Source organism: Sphingomonas yabuuchiae (assembly GCF_001477495.1).
Classification (GTDB): Bacteria; Pseudomonadota; Alphaproteobacteria; order Sphingomonadales; family Sphingomonadaceae; genus Sphingomonas; species Sphingomonas yabuuchiae_A.
The window spans coordinates 26025-32438 of record NZ_LDTF01000037.1; the positions used below are offsets into that span (position 1 = coordinate 26025).

A 6414-nucleotide genomic window follows, 5' to 3' on the forward strand; every position below is an offset into this window, starting at 1 on the left:
TGGGCTGAGCGGTTCGATCCGCCGCCCCACATAGAATAAGAGAAGGGTATCTCACATGCGTAAGCTTTCCCTCGTCGCCGCTGCGGCGGCCGCGTTCGTTGCCGTGCCTGCCATGGCTCAGGACATGAACACCACCGACACGGCGGCGGCTCCGGCCCCGGCCGCAGACACCGCGACCGCTCCCGACGGCACCCGCGCCTTCGGTATCGAGCCGTACGTCGCGATCATGGGTGGTTGGGAGCAGTTCGACCGTCAGACCGTCGCCGGCATCCCCACGCAGCCCAAGGGCTACAACCTGGACGGCGCGCTGGTCGAAGGCATTGTCGGCTTCAACGTGCCGCTGGGCCCCGTGTTCGTCGGCGCCGAGGGCGCGGTCGCCAAGGGCGTGTCGGGTGACATCGACTGGCAGTATGGCGCCTATGGCCGCGCGGGCTTCCGCGCCGGTGAGAGCGGCCTGTTCTACGGCAAGGTCGGCTATCGCTGGAACAACTTCCACAACTTCGCGCCGGGCGTCTCGGGCGACCTGAAGCGCGACTATCACGCGACCGTGTACGGCGTCGGCGCCGAAGTCGGCCCGAAGGACATCGGTCTGGGCGGCCTGACCGGCAACTCGGGTCTGCGTCTGCGTATGGAAGTTTCGACCTTCGACAACGCGCACTCCTTCCGTCCGATGGCGGGCGTTGTCGCACACTTCTGATCCCTCTCGGATCCAGTTGGCGTAAAGGAACGGGGTTCGGCAGCGATGCCGGACCCCGTTTTCTTATGGCGCGACGCTTCCCATATCGGGCCTATGGTCGGACGGGTGAAGCGAAAGGCGGGGCTGGTGGCCGCCGCCGAACGGATCGAGCGGGCTGCGCCCTTGTCTTGCGCGCTGTGCGACCGGCCGCTGGGGGTGAAGGTGGAATGGCACCATCCGGTCCCCAAGAGCGAGGGCGGGCGCGAGACGGTGCCGGTCCATCCCATCTGTCACCGGACCATCCACGCGACCTTTTCCAATACGGAACTGGCGCGGGGGTTTGCGGACTTCGCGGTGTTGCGGGCGCAGCCGGAGATGGCGCGGTTCCTGCGCTGGATTGCGGGGAAGCCGGCGGACTTTCATGCGCCGACGCGGGGTGCGCGGTAATTTAGGTTCGTGCGAAGACGCGATGGCGCGAATAAGGTTGGTTCGCGCAGAGGCGCGGAGGGCGCAGAGAAGAGGAAGCGCAGAAGGCCGATAGCCTCGGCCCCCGTTCAGCCTGAGCGCAGTCGAAGGCCACGGGATAACGTCCGCCGAGCGGCTGGCTTATTTATCCTCAGGGACATGGATAGCCTCCGGCTATGTCGATTTTGGCGTGTGCTTGCCCTTGGCCTTCGACTTCGCTCAGGCTGAACGGAGGTGGGGACTATCGTCCTCCCGCGTTTCTTCTCTCCGCGCCTCTGCGCGAACCAACCTCCTTCGCGCCCTCGCGGCTTCGCGTGAACGAAAAAGGGCGGACCGAAGCCCGCCCTCTCCCAAATCACTCCGCCGCGACGCCTGCGGCCGAGAACATGTCGCCTGTCTCGCCCGGCTCCTCGTTGGCCGCCTTGGCGGTCTTGGCCTTTTGCCGCGTGTCGAACGCGTCCCAGACGTCGTTCCACTGGCCGCGCGTCGCCGCCTTGGAATATTCCGTCGCGCGCGTTTCGAAGAAGTTGGCATGCTCGACGCCGTTGAGCAGCGGGGTCAGCCAGGGCAGGGGATGCTCGTCGATCATGTAGATCGGCTTCAGGCCCAGCTGGCTCAGGCGCCAGTCGGCGATGTAGCGGATATACTTCTTGATCTCCTTGGGCTTCATCCCCTCGACCGGGCCCATTTCGAAGGCGAGGTCGATGAAATTGTCCTCCAGGCGGATCGTCGTCTGGCACACATCGGCGATGTCGTCCTTGACCGCCTTGGTCAGGCACTGGCGCTCCTGGCAGAAGGCGTGGAACATGCGGATGATGCCCTCGCAGTGCAGGCTCTCGTCGCGCACCGACCAGCTGACGATCTGGCCCATGCCCTTCATCTTGTTGAAGCGCGGGAAGTTCATCAGCATCGCGAAGGACGCGAACAGCTGGACGCCCTCGGTGAAGCCGCCGAACATCGCCAGCGTGCGCGCGATGTCCTCGTCACTGTCGACGCCGAAATTCTGCATGTAGTCATGCTTGTCCTTCATCTCGGCATATTCGAGGAAGGCGCCGTACTCGCTCTCGGGCATGCCGATCGTGTCGAGCAGATGGCTGTACGCGGCGATATGCACCGTCTCCATGTTGGAGAAGGCGGTCAGCATCATCTTGACCTCGGTCGGCTTGAACACCCGGCCGTATTTCTCGTGATAGCAGTCCTGCACCTCGACGTCCGCCTGGGTGAAGAAGCGGAAGATCTGGGTCAGCAGATTGCGTTCGTGATCGGTCAGCTTCTGCGCCCAGTCGCGGCAATCCTCGCCCAGCGGCACCTCTTCGGGCAGCCAGTGGAGCTGTTGCTGGCGCTTCCAGAACTCGAACGCCCAGGGGTATTCGAAGGGCTTATACTGCTTGGAGGCTTGGAGGAGAGGCATCGGGGTTACTCCGGATACAAATCAAATGAGGTGATAGGGTGAAGGCCGGTTCAGCCACTGCTCGCCCAGGAGCGCAGAGCGGTGGCGAAACCGGCGAGAATGATCCCGCCCATGGCGAACATGGTGCCCGCGATTAGCCGGGCGTAGCGGCCCTGCTCCGATCGGGGGCCGCGGAGTTGCAGCAGCAGCGTTGCGCCGATCCCGGTCAACAGGGCGGCAACGCCGTACATGATGGTCGCACCCGTCATGCGACCATTTCCGGCGTTGCGCGTTCCGAAACCGAACCCAACACAGGAGACGTAAGATGGTCGATGTCAGCCAGATCAAGGAACATGCCGAAGTCGTCGGCGCGGACGGCGTCCATGTCGGTACGGTCGATCATGTCGATGGCGACCGCATCAAGCTGACCAAGAACGACAGCCCCCAGACCCAGGACGGGCAGGGCGCCAAGCATCATTACCTGCCGCTCGGCCTGGTCGCCGAGGTCGAGGGCGACACCGTCCGCCTGTCGGCCACCGGCCAGAACGCCGTCGACCAGTTCGAAGAGGCGGAGTGAGCCGCTGATCCCTCTCCCCTTGTGGGAGAGGGAGGGGCCCGCGGCCGCAGGCCGTGGGAGGGTGAGGGGGCCGTCCATCACGGGCGGCCCTTTTGCATGTGCGCGACCCGCGCGCCGATCGCCGTCACGACGCCGTCGAGGTTTTGCATCACATCGGCATTGGCGAAACGGATCACGTCATAGCCTTCATGTTCGAGGAAGCAGGTGCGTGACGCGTCGCTTCCCTGTTTGGTCGCATGGTCATCGCCCTCGATTTCGATGATCAGTCGTGCCGCGTGCGAACAGAAGTCGACATGGTACGGACCTATCGGAACCTGGCGGCGAAACTTCGCATTCGGCAACGTCTCGCGCAGGGCGCGCCATAGCTGGCGCTCGGGTTCACCGGCGTTCTGACGCAGTTCGCGCGATCGTGAAACCGTAGTCGCTGGAAGCAGCTGGCGTTTGGTCAGGCCTTGGGCGTTGCCCCTCACCCTTCCCACGGCCTTTGGCCGCAGGCCCCTTCCCTCTCCCACAAGGGGAGAGGGAGGTTTGGGAATGTGAGAGTCCACAACTTCACCTTCCCGTCAGGCCATTACCTCACTGGCACGCCAGGCATTCGTCGTAATCGGTCGTCTCACCGATCTCGAACTTCGGCGCGCTGATCGTGTTGTCGGCCTCGACGCCGCCCGACCCGGCGAAACCGGCGCGCTGCACCGACTTCGAGCGGAGATAATAGAGCGATTTGATGCCCAGCTCCCAGGCGCGGAAGTGGAGCATCAGCAGGTCCCACTTTTCCACGTCCGCCGGGATGAACAGGTTCAGCGACTGCGCCTGGTCGATATAGGGCGTTCGATCACCCGCCAGTTCGAGCAGCCAGCGTTGGTCGATCTCGAACGAGGTCTTGAACGTGTCCTTCTCTTCCGGCGACAGGAAGTCGAGATGCTGGACCGAGCCGCCATGCTCGAGGATCGAATTCCACACCGCGTCCGAATTCTTCGACTTCGCGATCAGGATCTTTTCGAGATAGGCGTTCTTGACCGCGAACGATCCCGACAGCGTCTTGTGGGTATAGATGTTCGCCGGGATTGGCTCGATACAGGCGCTGGTGCCGCCGCAGATGATGCTGATCGACGCGGTCGGTGCGATCGCCATCTTGCAGCTGAAGCGCTCCATCACGCCGACATCGGCCGCGTCGGGGCAGGGGCCGCGCTCGACCGCCAGCGTCATCGACGCCTGATTCACCTGCGCGCTGATATGCTTGAACATGCGCAGGTTCCACGACTTGGCCATCGCGCCCTCAAAGGGGATGCCGCGGGCCTGGAGGAAGCTGTGGAAGCCCATCACGCCCAGGCCCACCGAGCGCTCGCGACCGGCCGAATAGGCGGCCCGCTCCATGCCCGGCTCGTGCCGCTCGATATAGTCCTGCAGGACGTTGTCGAGGAAGCGCATCACGTCCTCGATAAACTGCTTGTCGTCTTTCCACTCGTCCCAGGTTTCCAGGTTGAGCGACGACAGGCAGCAGACGGCGGTGCGGTCCTTGCCCTTGTGATCGATGCCGGTCGGCAGGGTGATTTCCGAACACAGGTTCGACGTCGACACCTTCAGCCCCAGCTCGCGGTGGTGCTTGGGCATGTTCTTGTTCACATGGTCGGCGAAGACGATGTACGGCTCGCCGGTCGCCAGACGGGTCTCGACCAGCTTCTGGAACAGCGCGCGGGCGTCGACCTTGCTACGGACTTCGCCGGTCTTGGGGCTCTTCAGCTCCCATTCGGCGCCGTCGCGCACCGCTTCCATGAAGGCGTCGGGGATCAGGACGCCATGGTGCAGGTTCAGCGCCTTGCGGTTGAAGTCGCCGCTGGGCTTGCGGATCTCGAGGAACTCCTCGATCTCGGGATGCGAGATGTCGAGATAGCAGGCGGCCGAACCGCGACGCAGCGAACCCTGGCTGATGGCGAGCGTCAGCGAGTCCATCACGCGGACAAAGGGAATGATGCCGCTGGTCTTGCCGTTCAGGCCGACCGGCTCGCCGATGCCGCGCACCTGGCCCCAATAGGTGCCGATGCCGCCGCCGCGCGAGGCCAGCCAGACATTCTCGTTCCAGGTGGTGACGATGCCGTCCAGGCTGTCGGGCACCGAGTTGAGATAGCAGCTGATCGGCAGGCCGCGACCGGTGCCGCCGTTCGACAGGACCGGCGTGGCAGGCATGAACCACAGCTTCGAGATATAATCGTAGAGCCGCTGGGCATGTTCGGCATTGTCGGCATAAGCCGAGGCCACGCGCACGAACAGGTCCTGATAGCTTTCGCCCGGCAGCAGATAGCGGTCGTTCAGCGTTTCCTTGCCGAAGTCGGTCAGCAGCGCGTCGCGCGCATGGTCGACCTCGACCGGATAGGGTTGCGGGCGCACCGACTTGGTGTCCGCCGGGGTGGGGGCGGGCGCCGCGTTCTGGGCCATATCCGCCGCCATCTTTTCGAGCATATCAGTGGTCATGTCGCTATCCCGGCTATCCCTGAAATCCATCATTGATGCCGCTCCTTTGTTCTTGTTCCGTTCGAGTCGGCATCCAGTCCCTAGCACCGCGCGCCAGGCGCGTCGCGATCAGGATGGGAAGGGAGGTGGAATCCCCGATTCCGGGGCTTTCTCCGCATCCGGTCATGCGTTTCGGCATGACCTCATCCTACCAGTGCTTGGGGCCCTTCCCGACCTCTTCCACAATCCTTAGTGGAAAATCCCGAGCGGCACCGCAAGAGGTTAAAGCGCGGGGCGGGGGTTGGTTGCGACGAATGGCGGGCGCGTTCGGGCCGCCCAAAAGCCGCGACGCACGGATGTCTGCGGGGTTCGGGAAGCGCAAGTCCCTAAAAATTTTTTTTGGCCGCCGGGATCAGCGCGGGACGAGCAGGAACAGCGCGATGAGACCGAGAATCGCGACCACCATCTGGGGTGGCCGCAGCCGCGCGAAATGCCCCGGCGCGCCGCCCCAACTGGCCAGCCAGGGATCGGTCAGTGCGATGGACGCATAGCCCAGGATCAACAACCCGAAGCCCGTCGACGGCCCCGCAATCAAGGCCAGCAGTCCCAGCGAGAAGCGCAGGATCATCGTCGCCATCTGCGAGACATGGGTGCCGCCCGGCGTGAAGAAGCTCAGGCCGCGCGCGACGCCCGCCAGGAAGATCAGGATCGCCGCCCCCCAAATCTGCCCGATCAGCAGGGCCAGCGGCGTACCCGCCCAGGCGGCCAGCGCGGTGAGAGGCAGAACCAGTACCGGGCCATAGCCGAAGACCAGGCTGAGCAGGGGGATCCGGGGCGATGCGCCCTCGGGCATGGGGG

The 6414-nt window shown here is 64.3% G+C and carries 8 protein-coding genes; 3 read left to right on the forward strand and 5 right to left on the reverse strand.

Annotated features, from left to right (window positions below):
* Positions 1-55: 55 nt before the first annotated feature.
* Both NS355_RS08525 and NS355_RS08530 read left to right on the forward strand, forming a co-directional pair.
* On the forward strand, positions 56-697 hold the full coding sequence (locus tag NS355_RS08525; RefSeq protein WP_058745323.1) for an outer membrane protein: 642 nt from the start codon (positions 56-58) through the stop codon (positions 695-697).
* A gap of 93 nt (positions 698-790) precedes the next feature.
* Positions 791-1123, forward strand: coding sequence for an HNH endonuclease (locus NS355_RS08530; protein WP_430727002.1), 333 nt, complete (start codon positions 791-793; stop codon positions 1121-1123).
* Positions 1124-1496: 373 nt separating this feature from the next.
* On the opposite strand, the gene NS355_RS08535 is transcribed toward NS355_RS08530, so the two are convergent.
* On the reverse strand, positions 1497-2552 hold the full coding sequence (locus NS355_RS08535; RefSeq protein ID WP_056436728.1) for a ribonucleotide-diphosphate reductase subunit beta: 1056 nt from the start codon (positions 2550-2552) through the stop codon (positions 1497-1499).
* 50 nt (positions 2553-2602) lie between these two features.
* Positions 2603-2800, reverse strand: a complete 198-nt coding sequence (locus NS355_RS08540; protein WP_058745324.1) for a hypothetical protein — start codon at positions 2798-2800, stop codon at positions 2603-2605.
* 56 nt (positions 2801-2856) lie between these two features.
* Here NS355_RS08540 and NS355_RS08545 point away from each other — a divergent pair, with 56 nt between their 5' ends.
* A complete protein-coding gene (locus NS355_RS08545) occupies positions 2857-3108 on the forward strand; it encodes a DUF2171 domain-containing protein (RefSeq protein WP_042489736.1) in 252 nt (83 codons plus the stop codon).
* A gap of 77 nt (positions 3109-3185) precedes the next feature.
* On the opposite strand, the gene NS355_RS08550 is transcribed toward NS355_RS08545, so the two are convergent.
* From NS355_RS08550 to NS355_RS08560, 3 genes are all read right to left on the reverse strand, one after another.
* A complete protein-coding gene (locus tag NS355_RS08550) occupies positions 3186-3578 on the reverse strand; it encodes an endonuclease domain-containing protein (RefSeq protein ID WP_058745328.1) in 393 nt (130 codons plus the stop codon).
* Between the two features lie 106 nt (positions 3579-3684).
* Positions 3685-5607 (reverse strand): ribonucleoside-diphosphate reductase subunit alpha, encoded by a 1923-nt coding sequence (locus NS355_RS08555; RefSeq protein WP_058745329.1) that lies wholly within the window; start codon positions 5605-5607, stop codon positions 3685-3687.
* Positions 5608-5968: 361 nt separating this feature from the next.
* Positions 5969-6414 (reverse strand): DUF3429 domain-containing protein (locus tag NS355_RS08560; protein WP_209445048.1); only part of this gene is annotated, 446 nt, incomplete at its 5' end.